Source organism: Mesorhizobium sp. M0217, assembly GCF_040321955.1.
Lineage (GTDB): Bacteria > Pseudomonadota > Alphaproteobacteria > Rhizobiales > Rhizobiaceae > Mesorhizobium.
Map to the genome: position 1 here is coordinate 66,518 of NZ_JAMYSN010000004.1, position 26,802 is coordinate 93,319.

Consider the following 26,802-nt stretch of genomic DNA (forward strand, 5'->3'; position numbering starts at 1 on the left):
GGCTCACTCCGCCGCCTTCAATTTTGCCGGAACGACGACGCTGGTCTTGTCTTGCCCGGACGACGGCACGGCAGTCGGTTTGCGGTGACCGCCCAGCGCGCCCAGCACCTCGTCGCGCGTGCCGAACATCTTAACGGTGCCGTCGTGCATGAAAACGACATGATCCGCCGTACGCAGCAGGTTCGTCTGGTGGCTGACGAGAATGACGGTGCAGCCCCGTTCCTTCAAATGGTGAAGAACATTGAACAGAGCCATTTCACCATCGCCGTCGAGGCCAGTGTTCGGTTCGTCGAGCACGACGAGCGCGGGATTGCCGAATAGCGCCCGGGCGAGAGCGATGCGCTGACGTTGGCCACGCGAGATTCGCGCCCCATGCGGCCCCACCTCCGTTTGATAGCCATTTGGCATCCGCAATATCGTCTCGTGGATACCTGCGGCCTGCGCCGCGGCGATCACTGCGGCACTATCGACATCGCGCAAGCGCGCAATGTTGTCGGCGATCGTTCCCGGAAACAGCTCGACCTGCTGCGGCAGGTAGCCGATGTGCATTCCAAGCTGGTCCGAAGGCCAACTCGCGAGCTCTGCGCCGTCCAGCCTTACATGACCGAGCGAAGGCCGCAACGTTCCCACCATGAGGCGGCAAAGTGTGGTCTTGCCGGAACCCGACGGACCAATCACGCCGCAGGTCTCGCCGGCCTCGACGTTGAAGGATACTTTGTTCATCAGGGCCTGCTGTGTACCCGGCGCATGGTAGTGTGCGTTCTCGAGCCTTAGCCGGCCTTGCGGGCGGGGTAAGGTCACTTCACCGCCCTGCCTAGAATTGGTGTCCGCGAACAGGCGCATGAGGTTGCGACGCGCGGTGCGAGCGGTAACCAGGCTGCGCCAGGCTCCGATCGAGCGTTCTATCGGCGCAAGCGCGCGGCTCAGCAGTACCGATGCCGCGATCATCGATCCGGCCGTCAGTTCGCCGCGCAAGACAAAGTAGGCGCCAAGTCCCAGCACGGCCACTTGCAGGGCCATGCGCAGCGAGCGCGACAGGCTCCCGATGCTGGTCGTGCGACCGAGAAGTTGCGCCTGGATGGTCATCAACGACTGCTGCTTTTCTTCCCAGCGCTGCAGCGCCGAGCCCGACATGCCGAGCGAGCGCAACGTCTCAGCGCCATCGATGTATTGGCCGGCCGCGACCTGGTTGCGACGCAGCTCTGCCGACGTTTCCTGGCTCCTGCGGCGGGTAAAGAAATCATTGGCGAGCGCGCCGCAGAACAAAAGGATCGCCCCGATGAGTCCGAGCACGCCCAGTGCTGGGTGCAGAAGCCACATGAAAGCCAGGAAGACGGGCGTCCACGGCGCGTCGAGAAAGGTCAGCATGCTGTCGCCACCGACGAAACCGCGCAGGTCCGCTACGTCCTTCAGGCCGGCCTCGACGTTGCTACCCGCGAGGCGAGCCTCCATGGCTCGTTCGATCACCGGGACGTTCAACTGGTCGTCGAGCCATTGGCTGATATGGCCGAGGATCATGCGGCGGGCTTGTTCCAAAAGGCCATAGACGGCGATCGCGCCGATCACCGCCAGGGTGAGCCACACCAGCGTGTCGATCGACCCGCTCGACAGCACCCTGTCGTAGATCTGCAGCATGTAGACGGTGCTGGCGAGCATCAGGACGTTTGCAAGCAGGCTGAAGATGAGCAGGGCGGGCGCCTGGCGCCGGGCCAGATGCATTACCTCTTCGAACTGCGGTCTTGGCTGCGGCACGGCTCGCCCCCCATTGTGATGCTTTGGATTGTGCCGGCCGGGCGCCAGGAAAGGCGCCCGCCCGGTGTCGGGTCAGATGATGCCGTCCGGGGCGTCGACATGGACCGAGAACGTGTCGGTAAAGCTGTCATTGTCGCCGTCGACGAGATTGGCCGTGAAATCCAGGTCGAGCGGCGCCGGGTTGGACTCCTGCTCGAGCGAGAACTGAATCACGGGGATCTTGACGGTGCCCACGCCCATGATGAGCTGGACCGCCTCGATCTGCTTCGCGCCGCCGTCGATCTCGAAGTACTTCCCGCCCTCCGCGACGTCAGGAATGAGCGGGTCGTGGCGCGGGGCATTGCTGAGCATGCCCGCCGTCACGTCGGTAGGACCGCTGACGGTACCGTCCGTATAGTAGACGATGTAATAGAGGTCTTCCGTAGCCGGGTTGTAGCCGCCGACGGAGTTGTCGATATAGACCGTGACCTTATCCACGTCTTGCTGGGGATTGACCACGAAGCTCTCGTCGCCCGAGGTGATTGAGGTGCCGGCGAACAGCGGGGTACCCCCGCTCTTGCCGTCGAGGTTGTTGTTGTTGACGCCGATGCCCGAAGTCGACACGTTCATCTTCGATGAGCTGTTGATCAGGCTAGTGGCACCATACCCCTCCAGCGTTGCCTCGGTAGGGTCATTGTTGACCAGGTCTTCGATGTCGTTCGGGAAACTGCCCGCCCCATTCTCCAGGGGAGCGGTCACCAGATTGCTGAAGAAGATGACGTCACCGTCGTGACCGGTCGGCGGGAATTGCAGCGTTTGCACCGCGTCCGGACCGCCCGCCTTCAGCGAACCCTGTGTGGTGTCGAAGGTCGTGATCGTTCCAGGAGGGGTGTCGACGTCAAGGTCGTAAGTGCCGTTGACCGGATCGAAGGTCAGTGTGAAGTCCACGTCTTCAGCCGTGCCGTCGCCGTTGAAGTCATCGTGGATCGAGCCTGTGAAGGTGTAAGGGTCTGCCGCGTCCGGTGTCAGGGATAGGCCCGACGTTACCGTCGGGTTGGAGTCGATTGTATAATCGTCCAGCGTTACGCCCAGCAGGTTGAACCCGTCGGCGCCTGGGTCGTGCGTCCAGGTGCCATGGGCGCCACTGTCGTAGTCACCGGTTGCGTTCTCCACAGCAATTGCCGGCCCGGTGTCTTCGAAGGTGAAGGCACCGCCTATGTCGACCGAGGTGTGCGCGCTGTCGCCGTCGCCGTCGGTTGCGGTTGCGGTCAGGCTCACCAGGTTGGCGGCAAGGATGACCGGAGTGTCCGCCTCTACGGGATCGGTTGGATCGCCATGGACAACCGCACGCGACTGGTCGAGGGTCACGTTGCCGTCGGCATCGACCGAGATGCGGAACACCTCATCCGTGCCGGCAGTGCCGACGATGTCGCCGCCGACAACATTGAGAAGCACCTCAAGGCCGCTGAGCGTATCGAACACGCCGCTGGCGACGTTACTGCCGCCGCCGAGTACATCCAGCGTGTAGGTCACATCGTCGGTGGCCGCTGGTCCATCGACGCCAAAGTTCGGCGTGAACAGCGCCGCGAAGCTGGTCGAGTCGTCGGTAACGAAGTCCGAATCGCCGACCACCAGGGTCGGTACGTCATTGCCGGACGGCACGATCGATGGGCCGTCATCGTCGAAGTTGATCAAGGAGCCGACCTCTGCGCTGGCGACGTTGGTCTGATCTGTGCCGAAATGCACTTCCTTGACATCGAAATAGTCTTTTTGCTCGTCAATGTTCTTGATAGTGAAGCGGTCAAAGGTTGCGTCTGCGGTGAAATCGACCGTCACACCCTCGCCGACATTGTGAAGGATCACTCCCAGGTTGGTGTAATCAACCGTGATGCCCAGGGTGGCGGCATCCGTTACCACGCCGTTCAGCTTGAAAGTCACTGAGGCGATGTTGACTTCCGCATCGTTGTCATCACCCGGTAACGTGGCGCCTTTCGCGTTGTCATCATTGTTGTAGGCGTGGACCTCTATGTCAGCCACGGTATGGGTCGGAGTAGACTGCGAAATCGAGAAACCCGCGGTGGAGACGGTCTCGATGTGATCTGTGTAGTTCGGCGCGGTCGGCGTGTTGGTAAAGTTCTTGCCGGCGCTCTGGGTGCCGCCGTTGATCAGGTCGATCTGAAGCTCACGGCCAAAGCGCACGTCTTGTGATGAGACGCCCAGGCCTTGCGTGCTGACATTGACTTCAGCCTGTACGCCATTGTCATGAGCCGTGACCAGGATCTTCTGCGTGCTCGCCGTGTCAGCGTCGAGGATATACCACTTGTTGTGTCCGGGAGGGGCGTCACCAAGCGAGCTGAAATTCAGGACGCTGGTCCCGGTGACCGAGGCGTAGACTAGCTGATCCAGATCGATTAGATCGACGTCCGCGTTGTCAGGGTCCGGATTCATCAACGCCACGTACTGGACCAGGTACAGGTCCGCGTCGCCGTCCAGCGCAAACGAGAAGGCGAGGGGATCGAGTAATGGATCGGGCTCGCCAACTGAGGTCGGGTCAGAGGTCCCAATGACGCCGATCACGACGTCTGCATTGTTCGGGTCCTGGAACAGCCAGACATAATTGCCATCGACCGTCCGGATGCCGGTGACCGCGCCGTCGGTGGGTGAAAACGCAGTTCCCGAAGAGTCCTGGGCGAGAACGACCGAGGTGATGGTCTCCCCTGGGTCCGCAGAGGCCACCACGAAGTCCTCCTTGAAGGCGACCTCCAGCGCGGTGCCAAGATTCAGCAGATATTGCAGCGTGGTGTTGGTGCTGTACAGCGGATCGGATGGGTCAATATCATTGTCCGTGAGGCCAGCGCTCTCATCGATGATGATGTCATGAGCTGTGATGTCGATTGCCATGGAGATTCTCCCCTTTTTGAACAACATCAAGAAAAGGGGTTCACCCCCACCCGATGTCGGATGCACCTACCCCAGGGCATCCGCCGGCGCACAGAATTGCGGCCGTTTATCCTCCATTGTGCCGCCGACGCAGAGGACGCGTCCATTCGCGGTTCGATAGTGTTATGGTGAATGCCCCTACCTGATCGAACGATATACATCCTTCGAAAGATCGAGCCGCGACAGGCGCTCGCGGGCAACCGCGTTGGTATGGATCGATCGATATGCCGTGGGTTTCCGGCCTTTTGTCGGCATCTTGTCGACGCAGCCTGCCTTGCCAGCTCGCCGAAGGTAGGATCAAAGCCCGCTTTTGTGACTTGGTCCCAGATGGTCGGAAGCTTCGCCAAAAGTCGCCCAGGCGAGTTCCGCCCTGCTGCCGAGGCGGAGCTTCTCGTAGACGTGATGCAGGTGCATCTTCACCGTGCCTTCGGATACATGCAGTCGCTGCGCAATGATCTTGTTGCGCAGGCCGCGTGAAACAAGGCCGGCGACTTCCGTCTCGCGTCCAGTAAGCTTTGGCGCGCGCTGAGGCAGCGATCTCGGCGTCAGCAGATGCTGGAGGATATGGTCGTCGACCCACTTTCGGCCGCCTGCCACTGCATTGGCGCATTCGACAAGGTAGCTGTGGCTGATGCCGTCCATCAGCAGGCCGTCGGCATCGAGCTTGGGGATTTCGTTGAAGTCGAATCCGCCGTTTGGCTGCAGGATGTAGATGATGCCCAAAGGGCTGCTGGTGGCTCTCAGCCTTGCGGAAAGGCCGGCCGTCTGCCGGTCCACACCATCCAACCCTATGATGACAAGATCGGGCCGGTGGCGCTCCACCAAGGGGAGAACCTCAATCGTGTGGTGGCATTCTGCGACAACGCTGTGTCCCGCCTTCCGCAAAACCCACTCCAGACCGGCGAGATACACCCCCCGCGGGTCCGCGACTACCAAGCTCGACATGGGAACACGTCCGTAAAAAACGCAACGAACTTTGTTTAATATGTCAAGAAACCAGAGCTTCGGTCGATTGTCAAGGAGTTGCTAATATTGTAGTATATTCAAGGCTATGAATGGCATTTTCTGCGTTCGACAGGCCCGCCGAAGCGCTCGTGATCGCGCAAGGCGCCTCTGGATTTGACGCCTGTTAAGCTGCCAGTGATGACGGATTTTTGAGCTGTCTTCTCCCCTTGGGCAGACAGGCGGAGCTACTCGCAAAGCCAAATCATATGTTCTATGCTCGCTGGCATCACTGCGTTCGACAGCCGTGATCGGAACTGAGGTCTGTTGTCCTGAGGCGGGGCATCAATGTTCGAGGTCGGCGGATTTTTTCGGCAACGAATGCCGTTCTCAAAGGGCCGGCGCATCGTCGGCGCCCTTGCTCTCGTCGCCGCTGTATTCGGGCTGTTGCTGCTCGCACCGGAAGTGGCGAATGCGAAGCCGAACTGGACGCTCGATCCGGCGAATTCGACGCTCACCTATCAATCGGTGAAGAAGAACACCATTGTCGAAACCAACAAGATCAGGAACCTCTCGGGCACGCTGACATCGGATGGCGCCGCCAAGGTCACGTTCGACCTCAACTCGGTCGACACCGGCATCGACCTTCGCAATGTCCGCATGCGCTTCCTGTTCTTCGAAACCTTCAAATTCCCGACGGCGGAAGTGACGGCGAAAGTCGATCCCGCCGCTTTTGCCGATCTCGCCACCAAACGGCGCATGAGCGCGCATATCCCGTTTCGCCTGAGCCTGCACGGCGTCGACAAGGACCTTGAGGCCAATGTCGTGGTCACCATGATCACCGACAGCATGGTGTCGATCGCCTCGGAGGCGCCGGTCGCCGTGCATGTCGAGGATTTCGGCCTGTTGCCCAACATCGAAAAACTCCAGCAGGCGGCCAATGTCAGCAGCATCGTCCCGACGGCTTCGGTGTCGTTCGACTTCGTCTTCACCGCTGATGGCGCCAAGCCTGCGGCCACGCCTGCCGTCGCGGCCGCAGCCCCAGCCGATGCCGGGCCGGTCGCCACAGATGCAGGCAAGATGTCCTTCAGCGACGATGAATGCCTGAACAGGTTCGAGGTGCTGTCGCGCACCGGCGCCGTCTATTTTCGCCCAGCCAGCGCTCGGCTCGATGAAAAGAGCCGCCCGCTGCTGGCCGAGGTGGTCGGCGTCGTCGGCAAATGTCCGAAACTGAAGGTCGAGGTTTCGGGCCATACCGATTCCGACGGCTCGCCGACGGCCAACAAGAACCTGTCGGAACGGCGCGCCAAGGCGGTCGCCGACGCGATCATCGCTGCGGGCATTCCATCGGCGCAGATCACGGCTTCCGGCTATGGCGAGGAAAAGCCGGTGGCGCCGAACGATACGCCGAAGAACAAGGCGCTGAACCGGCGGATCGAGTTCTCCGCCACGCCGCTCTCCAACTGAGCCGGTCCTTAACTGAGAAGGCCCGTCAACCGAAAAGGAATCCGGTGCGTTTGGACATGATTGCAAGTTGCGGCAACTTCATGCGCGGCATCGGCCTCGCCGTGCTGGCGCTTGCGTTGACCATGACCATTACCATGACCGCGGCCAGTGCCGAACGCCGCATCGCCCTGGTGCTCGGCAATTCCCATTACCGGAACGCGCCGGTGCTGCCCAATCCGGTGAACGATGCGCAGGCAATGTCCGATCGCCTGAAGGGGCTGGGCTTCGAAATCGTCTCCGGCCTCGATCTCACCAAGGCGCAGACGCAGGAAAAGATCGCGCAATTCGCGCGGCAGGTGCGTGGCGCCGATGTCGCGCTGTTCTTCTATGCCGGTCATGGCCTGCAGGTCTCGGGCAGGAATTACCTGCTGCCTGTCGATGCGGCGCTGGAGGACGAGACCTCGCTCGACTTCGAAGCCGTGCAGGTGGATTTCATCCTGCGGCAGATGTCGCGCGAGACCAGCATCAGGCTGGTGTTCCTCGACGCCTGCCGCGACAACCCGCTCGCCGATGTGCTTGCCAAGGAGACCGGCGGCGACAGCACGGCAAGCAGCGGCCTTGCCGAAATACCGATCGAGAATGGCGGCGCCGGCACGCTGGTCGCCTTCGCTGCCAGTCCCAACCAGCTCGCCTATGACGGACCGGGCGAGCACTCGCCATTTTCGGCGGCGCTGCTTGCCCATATCGGCGAGGTCAACGTCTCGATCACCGAAGCGATGAACCGGGTTACGTCGGATGTGTTCAAGGCCACAGCGGGACGCCAGCAGCCCTGGGTCAACGTTTCGCTGACCACCGATGTCGTGCTTCACAAGGTCGATCTCAAGGCGCCGCTGATCGTCGGCGATTCCGGCGCGGCTGCGCCCGAAGGCGATACGCAGGCGCGCACCGGCGCGGCCGCCAATCCGCCGGGTACGGACGCCGGCGAGCAGGCGCTGGAACAGCTGCGTGAGGAAATTCCGAAGCTGGGCTCGGACGCGCCAGTCCTTTTCGACGTTCCGGTCAATTTCGGCGACCCGGCGATCGACGGCAAGAGCATCGCCCAACTCATCCAGGGCAAGCCGCACTTCAGTCCGGTCGAGGGCCTGGAAAAGTCCGTCTGGGACAACCAGTGCAGCAACTGTCATCAATGGACCGAGGAGCGGCTGTGCGATCAGGCCAAGACCTACGTCACCAATGATGTCTCGGTGTTGCGCCTGCAACACCCGCTGGGCACGCGCTTCAAGGTGGCGCTCGGCAAATGGGCGCAAAACGGCTGCAAATGAGACCGCCAACAATGGGTTGGATCAGATTTCAATGAAATCTCATCACGATCCAGAGCAATCAGGCTCGGCGCAGCGCCTCGGTTTCGGCCAGATGGATGCCCATTTCGACAAAGGCGGTGAGCACGGAGAAACGGTCCGCCACCGCAACCCGCGCCAGTCCGGCCAGTATACCGGTATTGACGGCGTGCGCAGCCGGCAGCGGCCGCAGCCCCGACCCGTTCTGCGCAGCCAGGCCGCTGATATGCCGTTGCGCCGCGAGCGCGATCCAGCCGGCAGGCGTGTGCTGCTGCGTCATCGCCGCCCCGGCGACAGCCTCCCGGCGGGTTGCATTGTTGGGGTCGCCGACCCACTCCTGGATCAGTGTCAGCGTTGCGAGGTCCTGCTCTTCGAGCAGCTCGGTCAGATGCCCCAGGCACTCATGGCCCCACCAGATTGCGGCCCGGTCAGGCAGGAGATAGGCGCAAAAGGTAATCGCTTCCTCGGGGATGCGCCCGGCCATCAGCCGGCGGCAGAACTCGAGCGAGGGTTGGTCGGTCGGAACGGCCGTCATGTCCCGGGCGACAGCCGTGTTCGCGGCGAAGAGATCGCGTGCGGTCTGGAATCGAAGCCCGTTGACCATCGCTGCTGTTATCCTCCCCCAGCCCTCACTCAACCCGCCTGCGAGGCGTGGGTCAAGTCTGTCGACCACCACATGTCCATGACGTTGTTCACAGACAAACGCCTCACGGTTTGGTATATTCCACAGCCGACCGTGATCTCGACAGATCATTGTCGAACAGGAAGAGTTGGCCCGGATCCATGGATCGGGCCTGAGTGAAAATCGGATGCTCGAAACGGGAGTAACCGTTATGCAGCGGCACATTTCAGTCTTGGCATTGGCGACCGTGCTTTTCTCGACCCACGTCTATGCCGACCCACTTCAGAAATCGGAAGACATTGTGAAGTTCTTTGCCGGCACGATCGATCACGGCGCGGCACGCGGGATTTGTGTCGGCACCGAGGACGAGTGCAAGAGCAAGACCGGCCAGAAAGAAAAGCCTCCGGAGAAGACCGGCCTCGATATGCTGATCAATTTCAGCCTGGATTCGTCCGAGCTCGACGCCAAGGCGCGCAGCGAACTCGACCAATTCGCCAAGGCGCTGAAGGACGATCGGCTGAGCAAGCTGTCCTTCGTCGTCGAAGGCTATACCGACGCATCCGGCTCGGCGACCTACAATGAAGGCCTGTCGCAGCGCAGGGCGCAATCGGTCACCGCCTTCCTCGAATCCAACGGCATCGAATCCACCCGCATCAAGGCGGTCGGTCTCGGCGAGGCCAATCCACGCAATCCCGATCCCTACGATCCCGTCAACCGGCGGGTCGAGATGCGGATCAAGGCGCAGTAGCTTCGCCGGCTGCGTCTTCCGGCCGTCGTCAAACACAACGCCGCGCGTCCAACGGACACGCGGCGCTTTTGTTGTTTGACATGATCGATCAGTTCTTGAGCACGCCGCCGACCGCTACGCCGGTGCCGAAGATCAGCGCCTTGGTCAGGAAATCATTATTGTCCCGCGGCGGCGGTTCATCCTCGCGCACGACCTCGCGGTTGCGCCTTTTCTGCACGAACTGCTGTTGCCGGCGCGGCTTCTGGGCGTACTGCTTCTTGCGTGGCTTTTCCGCCACCGGCTTCAGCGTGCGGGCCTTCTGCACCACCTGTTTTCTCGGCTTGTCCACTCCGGCCTGGTCGGCCTCGTGCTTGGCACGAACGGCCTCCATCATCGGGTCCGTCTGGATAACCAGGAACGCCAGTTGCTCGCGCGTCAGGAAGGTGGTCGGAGGCAGCCCGTTCCCCTCTTGCCAGTCGCCGATCGCTTGCCGGGTCTTGGCGCCGATATTGCCGTCGACGCGGCCAAGCTCGTTGCCCAGCGCCTCGACGCGCAATTGCAGGTCGATGCGGCCCTGGCGATCGAGACCGATCGCGTTCTCCGTCGCCTCGGTGCCCAGCACCTTCTTCATGTCCTCCGAAATGCCGACCGAGGTGCGCACGGCAGAACCCGAGTTCGCTTCGTCGGCATCGAGCGCTGCCACCTGCCGTTCCTGGGCTTTCGGATCGTTCAGCGCATCGATGTTGAGCCGCGCCACCGTGGCGAAGCGGCCATTCGGGAACTGTTCGAGATAGGCTTCGTAGAATGGCGCGGTGTTGCGCTTCGAGGCCTCGTCCCAAAGCCGCTGCTCGACTTCCCACGAAGGCGGTTCGCTGGTGACGAGAGCAGGAGCGGGCGCTGCCGCGGCGTTCGCGTCATCGGCGGCCGGTTTTACCATCGGTGCGGCTTCGGCGGCCGGTTTGCCAAGGAAGACCTCGCGGCCCAGCGATGCGTTGTGCCATGGCCGCTGGCGGCCTTGCGTGGTCTCGGCCACTTCGCCGCGCACCCGCGTCAGCGCGCTCTGGATCTCGACGCCGGGTTCGGTCAGGTGCCTGGCGAGCGCGGTCGAGTAGGGGCTGTCGACGCCGTTGCCGTCAAAGGCGATGGCGCCCGGATCGGTGGCATAGGCAATCAGGATGCCGCCGGTGCCGACGCCCTCTGATTTAGGATCGATCGGCGCCAGGCCGGTGCCCAGCGCGGTGGAGCGGGTCTTCGGCATCGCGGCCGCCAGCGTCCGTGCCAGCGGATTGTCGCGGCAGGCATCGAGGATGATGACGCCGACCGCCGGGTCGGGCGGCAGTGCGGCCATGAAGTCGTCGATCTGGACGGTGCGGGTCTTGAGATAGGCAGGTGACGTCAGTTCGGCGTCGACCGGGATCAAAAAGTTCTTGCCGTCGACCTGCATGCCGTGGCCGGCATAGAAAATGACGGCGAGGTCGGCATCGTAGGACTGCTCGGTGAATTTGCTGATCAGGCTGTGCATGCCGGCATTGTCCTGGTCGACGCCCTCGATCACCTCGAAGCCGGCATTGCGCAGCGTCGATGCGATGAGATGCGCGTCATTGGCCGGATTGGGCAATTCGACGGCATGGACGTATTTGCTGTTGCCGATGACCAGCGCGACGCGTTTGACGCCACCGGCATCCGGCGCCGCCGCCTGGACGGTGCCAAGCGCGGTCAGCATTAACAGAAAAAATCCGCTCAAAAGGACGGCAAACGCTTTCATGGGATCGGCCCTCCGCCCCAATGGGGCGCGTTATTGATGGCTGCGCATGCTAAATTTCACCAGCGACTGTATCGCTTCTGCCAAAATGGCTGTTGGGCGTATGTGATCCCAGCCACAGTTTTGGTTCACAAGGACCCAAAAACCTTCCCAAATATCCGCAAACATACCATTCGCCGGCCTCAAAACCAATCGGCTTGGCGAAAGCCGGGGCAAACTGCCCGCTCTAGCCCGGCTCGAGCGCATTTTGGGTCGAGCCGACCAGTGCCGTTATCGCCTGCTTGTATTTTTCGAACTCCGGCGATGTCTGGCGGACTTCCGTCGTCGTCTGCTGGCCCGCATCGGTGGTGGCGGACGTCGGCAATTTGCGGCCCATCTTCCGTTCCGCCCAGTCGACGACGTAGCTGGCGGTCTTCCCGGCGAGAAACGGGTTGGCCTGGATAACGGACGAGCCGAGCACGGCGCTCAACTGCGCCGATCCCGGCGACGCCAGCACCTGATGTGCGCCTTCCATGCCGAGGAAATGGCAGAGATAGAGCCGGCCGGCGGTGATCTGGTGGCCACGCGCCTTGAGATAGGCTTCGCCCTCGCGCGCCAGATTGCGCACCATCTCACGCGAGATGGTGGCGTCGTAGCGCAAAGCGAGCAGGTCTGCGGTCGACAGCGAGCGCGCCAGTTCGGGACGATAGGTGTTCATCATCCGGATCCAGGTCTTGGATATGAACTGGCCGGCGCCTGTCGCCGAAGACAGCGGGTTCTTGGCCCGCGCGCTACCGCCCGATTCGACGTGGACGATACGGTCGGTCAGCGTTTCGACGGCGGGATCGCTGGAAGTGACGGCAATTGCAGCGGTCACTGTTCCGAGCGGATCGATCGCCTGACCGCTTTGATAGAGTTCGAAATGCAAATGTGGCCCGGTCGACAGGCCGGTGGTGCCGATATAGCCGATGATATCGCCGGCCTTCACCTTGGTGCCGACACCGCTGGCAATGGCGAATTTCGACATATGCGCGTAGCGCGTCTCGCGGCCGCCGCCATGGGCGATCTTGACCACATTGCCGTAGCCGCCGCCGTCGCCCTGGAAGATGATCTCGCCGTCGAAGGCTGCGGCGATCGGGGTCCCCACGGGTGCTGCCCAGTCGACGCCTTTGTGGATGCGAACAACGCCCAGGATCGGATGCTTGCGCGGCCCGAAGGTCGACGTCATGACACCGTTGACCGGCGTCACCATGCCGTTGGCCACCGTCAGCGAGCGCACCTGGTCATCGCCCGAGACGCAGGAAAACTGGCCGTCGCTCTGCTGGAAAACGAAACAATCGAGGCTCTTTTGCGTGCCTTGGATGCCGACATAGAGCACCCGTCCGTCGGTCTCGTTCTTGCCGCGCGGCGTCTGCGAATAGATCAGCACAAGGCGCTGGTCCTCGCTGGCGAAAGCATCCAGATCCTGTCCGCGCGACAGATACATGATGGCTTCGCCGATGATGCCGCTCGGCACATTGTTGCGGGCCGCCGTCGAGTAGATCGCGTCGAGCAGGCGGTATTGCCGTTTCTGCGTGCCTTCGGTCTCGGCGCCCGAATAATTGAACAGGTCCTCGCGCACCCACGGGTCGACGCCCGACACGAAGGCGCCGGCCGCGTTGCGTGTCAGCGTGCCTACAAAGACGTTCCTGGCGTAGATCGAGACCTGCATCAGCGACATCGTCGTGGTCTCGCGCGTCGGCCTAAAGCCGCGCATCGCCACGACATAACCAGGCTGCAGGCCGTCCTTGTCGAACAGCGCCTTCAGCGCCTCGCCGGCAAGCTTTGCGTCGTCGGCGGAAAAATGCGCATCGAGCGCCACGCTGTCCAGGCTGCGGTCGTTGAGGATTTTCACGAAAATGTCCTGGGTCGCCTCGAAGCGCTGGTATTCCGAGCTGACGGTGGCAACGCTGGTGTTGTTTTCGACCGGTGTCTTCTGAAAGGCGGGGAGTGCTGCTTCGCCCTCACCGATGGTCTCGCCCCAGCCGGCCTCGGGGTCATCGGCCGCCGCCGATGCACCCGGAGCGGTCTGCGGGTCAGGAGCTGGGCCGGAGGCCGCCGGAGCCCCGTCCGCGCCGGGCGATGGTTGAAGATCGTTCTGCAGGTCATTCTGCGGATCGTTGGGTTCGGCGGGTGGCGCGACCGCGGTCTTCCGCTGCGCCTGAAAGAAAGCGAAATCCTCTTGCGTCGACGGGATCGTCGTCATGAATTTTTCGCTGGCGCTCAGCATCACGTCGGAGAGAACCATGATCTGAGGGGAGATGCCGGCCTGGTCGAGCTCCGTCGGGCGCGGCATCCCGCGGCTCTTGGCGGCGCCGGCCTCCGGCGCCAGTGTGATCCACATCGGGTCGCCGGCAAGGTCGATGATGGCCGGCACATAGACCGATGCGTCGGCCGGTACGTCGTCCGAGCCTTCGACGGCGTGCAGTTCCTCGTCCTCGTCGCCAAACGACCAGTAGTCGGCGGTAAGATAAAAGCCGGTGGCAATCGCGGCAAGGGCGATTGTCGCCAGGCCAGCCGCCAGCCCGATCCAGATCCTGCGCCTGCGCAGCGCGGCGCGCGCCTGCTTCTTTGCTCTGAAGCTGGTGTCGATGCTGTGCGTCACGGCGCGCTTCCGGTCAGGAAGAAGGTCCAGCGCACCTGTTCCTGCGTGTCGACTTCGAGAAACTTCGCCGCGATATGGCCGCGCTGCCAGCATTCATCGATGCCACGGATCGAGAACCGCCGCCGCTCGATGCACATGTCGGTGGAGCCTGCCAGGATGGCGTGGCCGAAGACATCCGTCGCGTAGATGTAGATGTAGCGGTTGGTCAGCTCCTCGCGAATGACGTTGACGCATTGATTGGCGCCGATGGTCCACCAGCCATCGGTCTGGTCGGCATCGTCGACCTTCTGGCCGACGGCAAGATTGACGACGTCGAGCGTCTGGTTGCAGACGGTGAATTCGGCGCGCGCCTGCCCGGTGGAAAGAAGCGCCAGCAACAGCGTCGCGACCGCGCTCGCGGCGAGCTTCACCCGCACGTTCCGGGCAAGCAGGACGGGATCACGGCGACGGCGTTGCATCGGCGTCGGTGCTACCCGCCGAGGCGGAAATATTTGGCGGTCGCCGAAAATGCCGAACTCCTGGCGCCGATCTCGTCGAGTATCCTGGGCAACAGCACCGAGGCCGGCGTCGGCGTTGTGAAGTCCGCCGCCTTAATGTCCTGCGGCCCGGTGATCACCATGATGATCTGCGGCAACGCCTTGCCAGCCGCCTTGTCGGCGGCGCCGAGCCCGATCGGGATCGAGAAGGTCGCCTTGTCGGCTTGTACGACAACATGGTCGTCGAGGTTGAAGGCGATGCCCCTGTGGTCGATCAGGAACACGCTCGACACCAGCCCGCCATGCGTCACCAGCGTGCCGTCGATCGGCGAGCCGTCCGGCACCGATGTCTGGTCGAGGACAAGCTGCGGCCTGTCGGCCGTGCTCGCGCCCATGAAACGCAGGAAGCCGGTGATCCCGCATTGCGGGGGCTGGATAAGGCGGACGCTGATATCCGGCTCGACATGGAACTTCGCCTGGAATTCCCCAAGCAACTGTTCGAAGGGTGGCACCGACGTGCCGAAGCCCTCGATCGCGACACCCTTGTCGGCGGCCGACGTCACCGTCGCAAAAAAACAATCACCACCATTGAAGGCGCGTACCCAGGTGACCCGCTCCGCGGCCGCATCGGCCGGTGGCGGCACCTCCGGCTTGGGCACGTTCATGGCAATGTCGGGCTCTGCCGGCTTGTCGGCCTGCTCACCGCTGGCGATATCGGGCTGGCTTGGCTTGGGCTCCGCGGTCGGTTCAGGCGCCCGCGCCTTGGGCTCGGGCGCTTGAGCGGTGGGTTCCGGCGTCGGTGCTGTGGGTTTGGGGGCCTCGGCCGTCGGTTCAGGTGTTTGCGTGGCTGGCGCTGTCGCCTTGGGCTCTACCGGCGGACTGACAAGCTCCGGGTTCTTCGCGGCACCGGGCTGCGACGGGCCGGATGGCGGTTGCAGCGCAACGGTCTTGTCGGTTGGTTCGGCCGGCTGCGGGGCCGTAGCGCTCGACGCGACTGGCGGCGTCGGCTGCGGCTCGACCGGCGCTTTGGCCTGATCTTCAGCCGCAGTCTCCGCTGGTTGCGTCTTTGGCACCGTCTTCTCGACCGGCGCAGTGTCCGGAACGGGCTTGTCAGCGACGATCGGCTTTGTCAGTTCGGGTTGGAGCGGCTTGCCGGTGTCGGTGACGCGAGGCCGGTCTCCGAATCCCACGATACCCGATGCATAGAGCCCTCCAAGCGATACCACGGCCACCGCCGACAGCACCGCGATCGTCAGATTTCTGCCTGTAGTAGCACGCTTCGGCGGTGTGCTTTCTCGTCTGGGAGTTTCAGCAGCCGGTTTCGGCTGCGACAGGTGCGCTGGGCGCACGTGCGGCACGAAAGACGGCTCCGCCGTGCCGCTTGGCGGGGCCGAACCGAAGCCTTGGGCCGGCGAGTCCCCGATCTTCGAAACAGGCCCGGCGGTTTGCCCGGTTCGCGGCAGGCCGGGCCGGGGCGCAAGCGAGGCCGGCGGCAAGGTCGCGTCGCTGTCGTCGCGCGTCAACCGGGCGATTTCGGCCATGCTGGCCGGTCGATCATCCGGGTCAGGCTGCAGCATCGCTTCGACAATGTCCCTGAAATCGGCATCGATGCCGGAGAGATCAGGCACGGTCCGCCGTTTTTCGACGATCTCGTATTGCGAGCCGCCCATGTCGATCGGCTTGCCGCGCAGCGCCGCCGCCAGCACCAGCCCCAGGCTGTAGATGTCGGACTGTTCGCTGACCTCGCCGCCATAGAGCCCGAGCTGCTCGGGAGAAACATAGTTGTATTTTCCGGCGAACTTGCCGCCGATCAGCGTCTCGCCACCGACCGCGGCCGATCGCGCAATGCCGAAATCGATGATCTTTGCCCGCTCGACCCGGCCGCCCGGCAGGATGATGTTGTCGGGCGACAGATCGCGGTGGATGGCGCCGGCCTGGTGCACGGCGCTCAGGCCCGAGGCCAGCCGGTGGCACAGTTTGCGCACATCCGGAGTCGCCATCGCCCCGCCGCGCATGACGTCGTACAGCGACTGGCCGTCGACGAATTCCATCGCCAGATAGGGCCGCCCGATGCCGGGATCTATGGTGAAGACGTGGTAGCGCACGACCGCGTCATGCGACAGATGGTTGAGGATCGAGGCTTCCTTGCGAAACAGCGACAGGATCGTCTGATCGCGGGCGAATTCCGGCAGCACGATCTTGATCGCGACATGATCGCCGGTCTGGATGTTGTGGCCGCGATAGACTTCGCCCATGCCGCCCGACGCGATGCGTTCGTCGAGCTCGTAGATGCCGCTGAGCTGCGTGCCGACGCTGGTATCCGCCATGTTGGGCAATAGCCGGGTCTTGTCGTCGGAGCTCATCGGTCGTGGCCTCCTGCTCGGGACAGGCCATTGCCTTTGTCTCTGATCTTGACCAGAACGATGGTGACGTTGTCGGTGCCGCCGCGCTCAAGCACCATGGAAAGCAGCTTTTCGCAGGCAGCCTGCGGCGCTGCCGAGAGCACTGCTGCCGCAATTTCCGCGTCGCTGACATGCGCCGTCAGCCCGTCCGTGCTGAGGATGAAGATGTCGCCGGCAAGGGTCTCTCCCTGCTGGAAGTCGATGGCGATTTCGTCGTTGACGCCGATGGCACGGGTGATGACGTTGCGGCGCGGCCAGTTCTCCGCTTCGGCTGCGCTGATCGCGCCGCTGTCGAGCAGTTCCTGCACCTCGGTGTGGTCGCGCGAAATCTGCGAGATCGCGGCGTTGCGCACGAGATAGACGCGGCTGTCGCCCGACCACAGGCAGGCGAACCTGCCGTCCATGGCCAGCAGTGCGGCAACGGTGGAGCCGATGGTCACGCCGCGTGAGCGCGAAATCCGGCGGATCTCGGCGTGCGCCCGGTTCAGCCGATCCTCAAAGCGGGCGCGCAGATCCGGCGCCGAACTGGCGATGCCGATCGTCGCCAGATGCTCGACAATGCTTGCCGAAGCGACTTCTCCGGCCTCGTGCCCGCCCATGCCGTCGGCCACCACCCAGAGGCCGATCTGCGGCTCGACCAGAAAGCTGTCCTCATTGTGGTCGCGCACGCAGCCCTTGTGGCTCACGCCGTAGCTCTCAAAGGCGGCATCGTTCACTTGCCTACGCTCCGCAACGCCTTGGCTGACGTGCCTGGCCAGTCTGCCACAGCCCCATTCATTAGAGTATCGAAATCTAAGCCGCTGATGACGGACGGTGTGGTGCCGCCGCTGTCTCTGCGTCCTGCAATCGCCGGTCCTGCCATGCAATTCCCCATCAGAAAGCCTTCGGACAGCTGAACGCGGAGAGCGCCGGCAGCGTGAACGGATTGCCGTCCTCCCCGGTCTTGATCGTGTAGGCGACATCGCGCCCGCCGATGACGAAATGCGCTTCGAGACTGTCGCCATTGGCGGTGACCTGCCCCTTGTCCAGCAATCGTTTCAACGCCCAGGGACCGTCGAACTTGATTGCGGACTCGCGGCCGGGCAGCTCCGGCGTCAGGCTGAGACTGGCCGAACCGGTCTTGCCCGGCCACGGAATCAGGCCCGGCGTGTTGCCGGCTTGGGTGGCCTGCAGCACCTGGCCGTCGATATTGAGCAGCGCCATGTCGGCATCGCCATGCAACGACAGCGGCGTGAATGTGATGCTGATCGACGGCACCGGCCCGCCGAGCGGAAAGAAAGCCGCGCGGATTTGTGCCGCGAGCTGAAAGTTCTTCAGCGTCGATTTCGCCAGATTGCGGCCGAACCTGGTGTCCTGCTTCCAGTCCCAGTCCTGGCCGCTCATGTCGACCAGCGACGCCAGGTTCTGCGCGAAGAACCGGTCGAGAACCCCGCCTGGAGAAAACAATCTGGCAAAATCCGCCATGGCGACATCGTCGGTACCGGCGGGGGCGAATGGAAAGCGCCCGGCAATCATCTCTTCGCACGGACGGCCGACGGTCTCCTCCAGCATCTCGTTGAGACGCGTGGTCGATGTTTCGGCGACGGTGCCCTCGAAATCGTCCGCCGCCGCGCTCACCATCCTGGCCAGCGCCTTCGGCAGCCGCGAGGCGTTGGCGCGTAGAGTCGATATCTGCAGCTGCAGATTGGCGTTGGCCTGGTCCGTCTGGGCGGGGACATCGGCGGCCAGCCGCACGCTCTGATAGATTTCGCGGAAATTCTGGGTCAGGGCGTCGAGCGGCCGCTGCCCCGGCGCCCCGGCCACCAAAGCCTGGAAAGACCGGAACTGGGCTTCGATGTTGGCGCCGGGATCCTTGTTCTGGGTGCTGACAAAGGCGGTCCCGGCCCTGCTCTGCGATTTGCGCGCCGCAATCTCGATGCCGATGCGGGCGAGGCCCTTGGCGCGCGCGGCGGTTTCCTGGTCGCTGTCTTGAGACGGCGCAGCCGGATTGCGCTCTTGCGTCAAAGCTGTTTCGCGCGCGATCGCCTCGAACAGCTGCATCAGCGGCGAACTCGGTGATCCCGCTGCGGACAGCGCCAGATATTGCGGTTTGTCGGCGGCCATTGCCTTGAACTTCAACCTGTCGAGCACCTCGTTCCACGCCGCCGCAAAGCCCTTGCCATAGCGATCGAGCAGCTCCGGGCCGAGCTTGAGCAATTCCTGGTCGAAACCGCCTTGCTCGCCGCTCGAGCCGATCACCCATTGATCGTCGACCAGCGCCTGCGCGCTCCTGGCAAGTTGCGCCAGATAGAAGTCGAAGCCGGCATGGGTGTAGAGACCGGGGACGCGAAGGCCGGCGAGATCGTTTCCGTCATTGCGCTCGAACAGCATCGGCGCTTCCGGGCCGGCTTGCGAGGCCACCGAAAAATCGTCCAGCGCCGCCGCATAGGTGGCCGACTGGATGAGAGCGGTGGCGCGATCGGCAAGGCTCATGCGGCCGAGCGAGCGCTGGGCGGATTCGACCAGCGTGCGGTTGAGTTCGAACGAGGGATCCTGGTCGTTGTCGAGCGCCAGCATGGCGCGCAAATGCTTCTCCAATTGCGCCCGGCCGTCGCGATTGTGGGCGCCGGGATAGCGGTTCTGTTCCCAGTCCCGTTTCAGCCAGGTGACGACCAGCTCGTCATCCACTTTCGGCGCCTTGCCGCCCAGCATCAGGTAAATCTCCAGCGGCTCGTACAGCGCCATCGGATCGGCCATCCTGGCCTCGATCGTGCGTTCGAGCTGGAACAGCAGGCGCGAGCGGAACATGCGCTCCAGCCCTTGCCGGTAGGCAGTCTCGGAAGCCGAAAGGATACGCTCGCGCTGGCTGAGGCCGAACGTCGCCGTGGCCGGGGTGGGCTGGTCTCTCGTATCGTAGCCGGCCGGCAGGCCGCGCAGCGCATCGAGCGCGCCGATGACGGTTTCGAGGTCGGCATCCGACACCGTCGTGCTGGCCAGCAGCGGCGCGGCTGTCGCGCGGTATTGGCCTGCCGCCTGGCCGGTCGCGGCGACCAGCGATTTGTTGGTCGTAAAGCTCAGGCCGAGAACGCCAAGCGCGGCGATCGCTATGGCCGCGATCGCTGTCAGGCCGGCGTAGCGGGCGATCGCAACGCGCCTGTCGGCCGCCCTGTCATAGGACACCCAGCCGGACTCGGCGAAAATGACGCGGCTCAACAGATCGTGCAGGAAGAAGCTTTTGCCGGTGCCGGAAAGATGCGCCTGGGCATTCCTGCCGAAACTGCGGCCTATGCTGCCCAGCAACTGGTCGATCGGCGTGCCTTCCTGCGTGCCGGAAGAAAAATACAGGCCGCGCAGGGGGGCGTTCAGCTGCTTGCGCGTCGGCTCGAAAACGCCCTCGAGGAAATTCACGATCCGGCCTTTCAGCGCACCGAGCTGCGCGGCGAAGCCGAAAATGGCGATGCGCGCGACCGGATCGGTCTCCGCCTGCAGCCGCTCGCTCATCTCTTCGGTCAGGCGCTTCACCAGCGCGTCGAATTCGGCTGGCGCTTCTGCGACCATGTTCAGGCCGCGCTCGGCGGTCTGGAAGGTCGCGCCCCACACCTTGCGCCGGCGTGCTTCGTCGAAACCGCCGAAATATTCCATGAATCCGGAGACCAGGTCGGCCTTGGTGAACAGCACGTAGACGGGAAAGCGGACCTTCAGGACCTCGTGGATTTCCTGCAGGCGGCTGCGGATCTCGGCGACACGGGCCGCCTGCTCTCCGTCCGCCATCAGATCGGCAAGGCTGATCGCCAGGATGACGCCATTGATCGGCTGACGCGTCCGGTGCCGCTTGAGCAGCGACAGGAACGCCAGCCAGCTTTTGCTGTCGGTCCGTGCATGGGAATCCTGCGTCGTGTAGCGCCCGGCCGTGTCGATCAGCACCGCCTCGTCGGTGAACCACCAGTCGCAATTGCGCGTACCGCCGACACCCGCCACCGGCTGCGCCTGGCCCGACCCGGCAAGCGGAAAGTTCAGGCCGGAATTGACCAGCGCGGTGGTCTTGCCGGCGCCCGGCGGGCCGATGACGATGTACCAGGGGACGTCGTAGAGGAAGTTGCGCTTGCCGCTCGACTGCCTGAGCGTCGCGACTGCTTCGTTCATGCGAGCTTCCAGCACCTTTGCATCGCTGCCGTCATCCTCGGCGCTGGCCATGGCGGCCTCCAGCGCCTTCTGCGCCTTGCGCCTGCGCCAGAACCGGATTGCATAGATGATCGCCACCGTTCCGACGACGATGCCGATGATCGCTGCCCGCAGCCAGATGGGATCCAACGGCCGGGCGCCGGCAAAGCGGATTAACGGGCCGGCGTACCAGACCGCGGCGGCAAAGCCGGCGAGCGCGAGCGCGCTGAAGATGCGCAGCAGCCAGCCGGTCACAGCATCTCCTCCCGCGGGATCATTACATCGACACGGCGGTTTTTGGCGCGGCCGTCCGGCGTTGCATTGTCGGCGATGGGCTCGTCCTCGCCCTTGCCCTCGACCTTTGTCCGCAACGGATCGCTGAAATGCGCTGCGATCATCTTTTCCACCGACTGGGCACGTGCGACGGAGAGGTCGAAATTCGATTTGAAGGCGCTGGTCTTCTTCGGTTTGACGTTGTCGGTGTGGCCGACGATCCGGATCGGCCCGCGCTCCGCGTCGAGAGCCGCCGCGATGCTGGCGGCCACCGGCTCGAACTCCGGCTTGACCTCGGCTCGTCCCGACTGGAACAGCAGGGCGTTGCTGATTTCCACGATAATGAAATCACCCTTGGTGCCGACGCTGACGCCGCCGCCTTCGATCTCCTTGGCCAAGGCAGTGCGGATGCGATCGACCTGCGCAATCGTCGTTGGCGCTGCGACGACCTTCACCTCCTCGGTCAGCGGGACGAAGCCGGTGCGCTCGATGGTGACCGGCGTCGCCGGATTGAGCGCCAGCAACTCGCCGGCAACAGCCTCGCCATCATTGGTGATGAGCACGCGCAGCGTGAAAAAGGCTGCGGTCAAGCCCGCCGCGGTTGCAGCGGCTATGACCCAGAGCGGAACCCGCCTGGAGCCTTGCGCCGATGTGACCGACAAGCCTTGCCAGCGCGGCGAGATGTCGTCGTCACCGGGGACGCGGAAATAGGCTGATGTCTCGTAGACGTCGCGGCGGACCCGTTCGAGGCTCTCGCGCGGCTGGCCGCGATACTGGCCTTCGAAGCCAAGCGACAGGCAGACATGCATCAGCTCGATGAGATTGCGATGAGGTTCCGGCGTCGCCAGCACCGTGTTCAGCGCCTGGAAAAAACCGGCGCCGGTGGGTTTGACCTGGAAGAAGCGCTGCAGCATGGCCTGCTGCGCCCAAGCATCCCGGCTGGAACCGGGCAGATTGGCGACGATATCGTCGGCGGTTTCGCAAAGCACATAGCTGGCGATGCGCGCATCCTCTTCCGAGGTATCGGTCCTGGCGATCTTGCGGTCGAAATCCTCGATCAGGCCGGCGACATGCTGCGCCAGCTTCTCGGCCGGTCTTTCGACAGCCATCAGCCGCAGATGCCCAAGCAGCATCAGCAAGGGCGCCGCGGCAGCGACGATCGGGTTGGCCGCGCCATAGTCGACGCCGTCGCTGGCGCCGAGCAGCGCATCCCATGGCGTTTTCCCCGCCGTCCCGGCTGAGCCGTGAACGGGCGGATCGGCCGGCGCCTCAGTGAAGGGCGTACCCTGATAGATCACCGTCCCCGTGACGTCGGGTGGCGGCTGGCGGCCGGCGTTGGGGTCGAAAACCGTGGGTTCCGGGACGCTGGCAGGGGCGATCACCGTACTGCCGGGGGCCGGCGCATCGCGGGCGAGAACCGTCTTTTGCTTGCGGCCGGGATTGGGGCGGCTGGGGCGGATGACGGTTTTGCCGGTCGGATCGAAAGGATCATCCTTCGAGCTCATCGCCGATCCCTGCCTCTACGCCCGCGCGCCGCGACGCACAGCGCCATGTCCGCGCAAACGCGGACCGCAGGACGCTATCTCGCCGTGACATGACATGTGCCGCAGACCCCCGAGGTCGACCAACCGTACCCGCGTGCTCAATCGTCGTATGTGATCGTAGTCTCAGAAGGTTGCGATGGAAACCCGGCGCAATTTTGGTGGCCGGCCCGTGCTCGGGTCGCCTTCACGGTGTCTTCAGCGGTGCGCGGGCTTAGCCCTTGCCGGTCTTCTGTTTGGCGGCCTTGGCATAGGCTTCACTGAAATAGGTGAGGAATATGTCCAGCATGCCGTTCTCGTGCGCTTCCTCCTTGGCCCGCCAGGTCGCGACCAGCGCGTCCCAGGCGCGCGTTTTCTTCGAGGCAAAGGAGGATGGCGGCAGTTTTTTCGCAATCGCCTCGGGCGACAGATCGTCAAGCAACCGCGACAGCGCTGCCTGCATGGCGGCGAAGGTGGCGAATTCATGTGTTTTGAGGTCGTGGAAAGCGTCTTCGATGCTGTGCCTGGCATCGAGATAGCCGGCCCTGCGCCGCGCGAACATGATGTCGAGGATTTCGTCTGTCCCGGGCACGAACTTCAGCGGATTGTTGTCCGCGGAATTGATCATGGTGCGGTCGCTGGTCTTGGCCAGGACTTTCGCGGCGGCGCGCGCCTTCAACAGCAGCACCAGTTCGTCGACGACGATGCGCAGCACCGCGCCGATCTCGCCGGCCACCTCCTGCGGCTGGCGCAGCAAAAGCACCTCTGGCGGAATGCCGGCGCCGGCGGCAATCGCGCGCAGGATCTCGTCGGCTTGCTGCGGCCGGCTGGAGAGCGAAGCGGGCGGCGCGGTCGGTGACCGTGGCGATGCGGCATGGTCTGGAAAGGATCCAACGGGCATCTGCCGTTGCGTCGAACCATGGCCACCGAAGGCTGGGTTCCCGTCATCGATCGATACCGAGACGATATAGCGGCCGATCCGGAGCCGGTCACCTTGCGCCAACCGGTGCGGGTCGGTCAGGCGCTGGCTCGACCCGTTGACGAATGTGCCGTTGCGCGAGACGTCGTGGAGAAAAAAAGCGCCGCCTTCGTAGCGGATTTCGCAATGCCGGCCGGAGATGAACTTGTCCGGATCGGGCAAGGTCCAGGCACAGTTCTCCCGCCCAATCTCGAAGCCGCGGTCGCGCGATGCGTATCCGGGCGGCAGCCCGGCAGGCAGGACATCGACATTGCTGATCTGCAGACTGATGAACATGCGCTATGGACCGTCGACCGCTGCCGTTTTCCATTGATCCGATGTGCCACAGTCTAGCAGCTTGCGGGCACAGCGGGAGAGCGGCGTTTCACACTGGCGAAAGCGGCGCAAACAGCAACGGCCTGCCGCTTGTCCTCTTTGGTCTGCCATAGAACATGTGGTAGGCTCAACATGGCTTGGGTGGCAAGTTGCGAAATATCCCTGAACGTGAGGTCGTTAACACAAGAAGGGCTTCGAACCTGCCACACTAGCGCTCAGGAGGGGCACGACCCATGCCGAGTGAACAACGCGCCGCGCTTGTGCAGACGCCGGTCGGCGCCGAGCTGTTGACCTTTACGCATCTCGTCGGCCGCGACGAGATCAGCCGCTGCCTTGCCTACACCGTTGGATTTGTCTCGACCAATGCCGATGTCGACCCGCTGAAGATGCTGGGCGGCACCGTTTCGATCGAAGGGGAGGCCGACCCCAAGCGCTGGTTCAGCGGCCTCATCGCCGAGTTTCGCCTTACCCGCATCGAAGATCGGCTGGCTCACTATGAGGCGGTCGTCAGGCCGTGGCTGTGGTTCCTCGGCAATACCACCGACTGCCGCATCTTCCAGGACAAGACTGCCGTCGAGATCGTGGAGGAGATTTTCTCCAAATATGGCGGCATCGCCAAGTTCGAGAAGCGCTTGCAGGGCTCCTATCCGCCGCGCGAATATTGCGTGCAGTACGACGAGAGCGACCTCGATTTCGTGCAGCGGCTGCTCGAGCATGAAGGCATAATGTACTTCTTCGAGCATGCCGAGGGTGAGCACACACTGATCCTGGCCGACGCCATGAGCAAGCTGAAGCCAGCGCCGGGCTATGAGACGGTGCTCTATCAGTTCGAAGGGCAGGGCTCGCGCCGCGACGTCGAGTACATCACCGACTGGATTCCAGGCAGCGCGGTGCGCCCCGGCGCCTATGCCCACACCGACTATGATTTCGAGAAGCCCGCCGCCGATTTGATGGCGAAGTCGGCACAGCCCTTCGGCCACAAGCAGGCTGCCGGCGAGAACTATCGCCACCCCGGCGCGCATCTGGAAGTCGGCCGCGGCGACAGCCTGGCGGCGATCAGGCGCGAAGAAATCCAGGCGGCGCATATGCGCATTGCCGCCGTCGGCACCGTGCGCGGCCTGTTCTCCGGCTGCACCTTCAAGCTCGACGGCTTTCCGCGCAAAGACCAGAACAAGGAGTATCTGGTCGTCAGCGCCGAATACCGGCTGTTCGATCCGGGCTACCGCGCCGGCGTCGACACCGATGGCGAGAATTTCAAGGTCGTGCTCGGCGTGGCGCCGACTTCAGTCGCCTATCGGCCACCGCGCATCACGACGCGGCCGATCATGCGCGGGCCACAGACGGCGACGGTCGTCGGTCCGTCCGGCGAGGAAATCTTCACCGACAAATATGCCAGGGTGAAGGTGCAGTTCCACTGGGACCGCCTGGGCAAGAAGGACCAGAAGAGCTCCTGCTTCGTGCGCGTGTCGCAGACCTGGGCCGGCAGCGGCTGGGGCTTCATCCAGATCCCGCGCATCGGCCAGGAAGTGATCGTCGATTTCATCGAAGGCAATCCGGATCTGCCGATCATCACCGGCCGGGTCTACAACGCCTCGCAGATGCCGCCCTACGGGCTGCCCGGCAACGCCACGCAGTCGGGCTGGAAATCCAACTCGTCGAAGGGCGGTGGCGGCTACAACGAGCTGATGTTCGAGGACAAGGCCGGCTCCGAACTGGTCAATTTCCAGGCGCAGAAGGACCATCACCTTCTGATCAAGAATGATCGCCAGAAGCTGGTCCAGCACGACCAGTCCGACCGCATAGACCACGACGCCAAGCACTCCGTCGGTCACAACCTCGACGAGGACGTCGGCAACAACAAGACGGTCAAGGTCGGCGTCGACCAGACGACGAATATCGGGTCGAACGACACCGAGACGGTCGGCAAGAACCGCTCACTGAGGGTGGGGGCCAATGAGACGATCCACGTGCTCTCGAACTCGACAGAAAACATCGATGTCAACCATTCGCAGACGGTAGGGCTGGTTCAGACCATCACCGTTGGCGCGGCGCGTGTCGATTCGGTTGGCGCCGCTGAAACCAGAACCGTTGGCGCGATGCAGACCAACACCATCGGCGCGACGCGCTCGGTCAGCGTCGGCTTAAGTCAAAGTCACACGGTCGGCACAAGCGACAGTTGGGACATCGGTTCCGACCAGAACGTCAAGATTGGAGGCGGACAAAACAACAAGATCGCCAATGATCAGAAATCAGAGATCGGCGCTGCGCGTTCAGTCAAGATCGGCACGGACGACGCGACCGCTGTAGGCGGCAACAGGGCCCTCAAGATTGCCAAGAACAGCTCCGTCGAAGTGGGTGAAGGCGGTGCCATCAATATTGGAAAAAAGTTGATCATCGAGGCCGGTGATTCCATCATGATCAAGAGCGGGTCGGCGTCGATCGAGCTGAAGAAGGACGGTACGATATCCATCACCGGCAAGGACATCTTCGTGAAGGGTTCGGGCGACATCAACGTGAAAGCGTCGGGCGACATCATCATGAAGGGTTCCGAGATCAAGCATAATTGA

Annotated in this window: 16 protein-coding genes; 4 read left to right on the forward strand and 12 right to left on the reverse strand. The window is 63.3% G+C overall.

Annotation, left to right across the window (positions count from 1 at the left end):
- Nucleotides 1-3 precede the first annotated feature (3 nt).
- The 3 genes from NKJ18_RS09435 to NKJ18_RS09445 form a co-directional block, all read right to left on the reverse strand.
- Nucleotides 4-1,719: a type I secretion system permease/ATPase gene (locus NKJ18_RS09435; RefSeq protein ID WP_023726319.1), complete on the reverse strand. Its 1,716-nt coding sequence runs from the start codon at nucleotides 1,717-1,719 to the stop codon at nucleotides 4-6.
- Between the two features lie 105 nt (nucleotides 1,720-1,824).
- Nucleotides 1,825-4,632 carry a DUF5801 repeats-in-toxin domain-containing protein gene (locus NKJ18_RS09440; protein WP_023726320.1) on the reverse strand — a complete coding sequence of 936 codons (2,808 nt, stop codon included), beginning with the start codon at nucleotides 4,630-4,632 and terminating at the stop codon, nucleotides 1,825-1,827.
- A 336-nt stretch (nucleotides 4,633-4,968) separates the two neighbouring features.
- On the reverse strand, nucleotides 4,969-5,448 hold the full coding sequence (locus tag NKJ18_RS09445; RefSeq protein ID WP_352444505.1) for a response regulator transcription factor: 480 nt from the start codon (nucleotides 5,446-5,448) through the stop codon (nucleotides 4,969-4,971).
- A gap of 546 nt (nucleotides 5,449-5,994) precedes the next feature.
- Here NKJ18_RS09445 and NKJ18_RS09450 point away from each other — a divergent pair.
- The gene (locus NKJ18_RS09450; RefSeq protein ID WP_352758142.1) at nucleotides 5,995-7,080 is read left to right on the forward strand and encodes an OmpA family protein; all 1,086 of its coding nucleotides are present in this window, start codon (nucleotides 5,995-5,997) and stop codon (nucleotides 7,078-7,080) included.
- Between the two features lie 56 nt (nucleotides 7,081-7,136).
- On the forward strand, nucleotides 7,137-8,381 hold the full coding sequence (locus NKJ18_RS09455) for a caspase family protein (RefSeq protein ID WP_352758211.1): 1,245 nt from the start codon (nucleotides 7,137-7,139) through the stop codon (nucleotides 8,379-8,381).
- A gap of 58 nt (nucleotides 8,382-8,439) precedes the next feature.
- Here NKJ18_RS09455 and NKJ18_RS09460 read toward each other — a convergent pair whose 3' ends face one another.
- Nucleotides 8,440-9,000: a DUF6931 family protein gene (locus NKJ18_RS09460; protein ID WP_352758143.1), complete on the reverse strand. Its 561-nt coding sequence runs from the start codon at nucleotides 8,998-9,000 to the stop codon at nucleotides 8,440-8,442.
- Nucleotides 9,001-9,229: 229 nt separating this feature from the next.
- Here NKJ18_RS09460 and NKJ18_RS09465 point away from each other — a divergent pair, with 229 nt between their 5' ends.
- Entirely contained in the window at nucleotides 9,230-9,766 is a 537-nt protein-coding gene (locus NKJ18_RS09465; protein ID WP_352758144.1) for an OmpA family protein, read from the forward strand.
- Nucleotides 9,767-9,854: 88 nt separating this feature from the next.
- Here NKJ18_RS09465 and NKJ18_RS09470 read toward each other — a convergent pair whose 3' ends face one another.
- From NKJ18_RS09470 to tagH, 8 genes are all read right to left on the reverse strand, one after another.
- Nucleotides 9,855-11,468, reverse strand: a complete 1,614-nt coding sequence (locus NKJ18_RS09470) for a caspase family protein (protein WP_352758145.1) — start codon at nucleotides 11,466-11,468, stop codon at nucleotides 9,855-9,857.
- 265 nt (nucleotides 11,469-11,733) lie between these two features.
- Nucleotides 11,734-14,130 carry a M23 family metallopeptidase gene (locus NKJ18_RS09475; RefSeq protein ID WP_352758146.1) on the reverse strand — a complete coding sequence of 799 codons (2,397 nt, stop codon included), beginning with the start codon at nucleotides 14,128-14,130 and terminating at the stop codon, nucleotides 11,734-11,736.
- Complete coding sequence (locus NKJ18_RS09480) at nucleotides 14,127-14,588, reverse strand: DUF1036 domain-containing protein (protein WP_023667922.1); 462 nt, start codon at nucleotides 14,586-14,588, stop codon at nucleotides 14,127-14,129. Before NKJ18_RS09480 ends, NKJ18_RS09475 begins: the two co-directional genes overlap by 4 nt.
- Nucleotides 14,589-14,599: 11 nt before the next feature.
- Nucleotides 14,600-16,969 (reverse strand): serine/threonine-protein kinase, encoded by a 2,370-nt coding sequence (locus NKJ18_RS09485; protein WP_352758147.1) that lies wholly within the window; start codon nucleotides 16,967-16,969, stop codon nucleotides 14,600-14,602.
- Nucleotides 16,966-17,724, reverse strand: coding sequence for a PP2C family protein-serine/threonine phosphatase (locus NKJ18_RS09490; RefSeq protein ID WP_023687014.1), 759 nt, complete (start codon nucleotides 17,722-17,724; stop codon nucleotides 16,966-16,968). Before NKJ18_RS09490 ends, NKJ18_RS09485 begins: the two co-directional genes overlap by 4 nt.
- Before the next feature lie 157 nt (nucleotides 17,725-17,881).
- A complete protein-coding gene (gene tssM, locus NKJ18_RS09495) occupies nucleotides 17,882-21,403 on the reverse strand; it encodes a type VI secretion system membrane subunit TssM (RefSeq protein ID WP_352758148.1) in 3,522 nt (1,173 codons plus the stop codon).
- Entirely contained in the window at nucleotides 21,400-22,926 is a 1,527-nt protein-coding gene (gene tssL / locus NKJ18_RS09500) for a type VI secretion system protein TssL, long form (protein ID WP_352758149.1), read from the reverse strand. The genes tssM and tssL overlap by 4 nt, the downstream gene beginning before the upstream one ends.
- Nucleotides 22,927-23,176: 250 nt before the next feature.
- The gene (tagH, locus tag NKJ18_RS09505) at nucleotides 23,177-24,196 is read right to left on the reverse strand and encodes a type VI secretion system-associated FHA domain protein TagH (RefSeq protein ID WP_023687017.1); all 1,020 of its coding nucleotides are present in this window, start codon (nucleotides 24,194-24,196) and stop codon (nucleotides 23,177-23,179) included.
- 272 nt (nucleotides 24,197-24,468) lie between these two features.
- On the opposite strand from tagH, the gene NKJ18_RS09510 reads away from it, so the two are divergent.
- Nucleotides 24,469-26,802: a type VI secretion system Vgr family protein gene (locus NKJ18_RS09510; protein WP_352758150.1), complete on the forward strand. Its 2,334-nt coding sequence runs from the start codon at nucleotides 24,469-24,471 to the stop codon at nucleotides 26,800-26,802.

Bases quoted from the DNA above. Each gene is read 5' to 3' on its own strand.
- NKJ18_RS09435 (WP_023726319.1), bottom strand. From the start codon at position 1,719: ATGCATCTGGCCCGGCGCCAGGCGCCCGCCCTGCTCATCTTCAGCCTG.
- NKJ18_RS09440 (WP_023726320.1), bottom strand. From the start codon at position 4,632: ATGGCAATCGACATCACAGCTCATGACATCATCATCGATGAGAGCGCT.
- NKJ18_RS09450 (WP_352758142.1), top strand. From the start codon at position 5,995: ATGCCGTTCTCAAAGGGCCGGCGCATCGTCGGCGCCCTTGCTCTCGTC.
- NKJ18_RS09455 (WP_352758211.1), top strand. From the start codon at position 7,137: ATGATTGCAAGTTGCGGCAACTTCATGCGCGGCATCGGCCTCGCCGTG.
- NKJ18_RS09460 (WP_352758143.1), bottom strand. From the start codon at position 9,000: ATGGTCAACGGGCTTCGATTCCAGACCGCACGCGATCTCTTCGCCGCG.
- NKJ18_RS09465 (WP_352758144.1), top strand. From the start codon at position 9,230: ATGCAGCGGCACATTTCAGTCTTGGCATTGGCGACCGTGCTTTTCTCG.
- NKJ18_RS09470 (WP_352758145.1), bottom strand. From the start codon at position 11,468: ATGCTGACCGCGCTTGGCACCGTCCAGGCGGCGGCGCCGGATGCCGGT.
- NKJ18_RS09480 (WP_023667922.1), bottom strand. From the start codon at position 14,588: ATGCAACGCCGTCGCCGTGATCCCGTCCTGCTTGCCCGGAACGTGCGG.
- NKJ18_RS09485 (WP_352758147.1), bottom strand. From the start codon at position 16,969: ATGAGCTCCGACGACAAGACCCGGCTATTGCCCAACATGGCGGATACC.
- tssL (WP_352758149.1), bottom strand. From the start codon at position 22,926: ATGAGCTCGAAGGATGATCCTTTCGATCCGACCGGCAAAACCGTCATC.
- tagH (WP_023687017.1), bottom strand. From the start codon at position 24,196: ATGTTCATCAGTCTGCAGATCAGCAATGTCGATGTCCTGCCTGCCGGG.
- NKJ18_RS09510 (WP_352758150.1), top strand. From the start codon at position 24,469: ATGCCGAGTGAACAACGCGCCGCGCTTGTGCAGACGCCGGTCGGCGCC.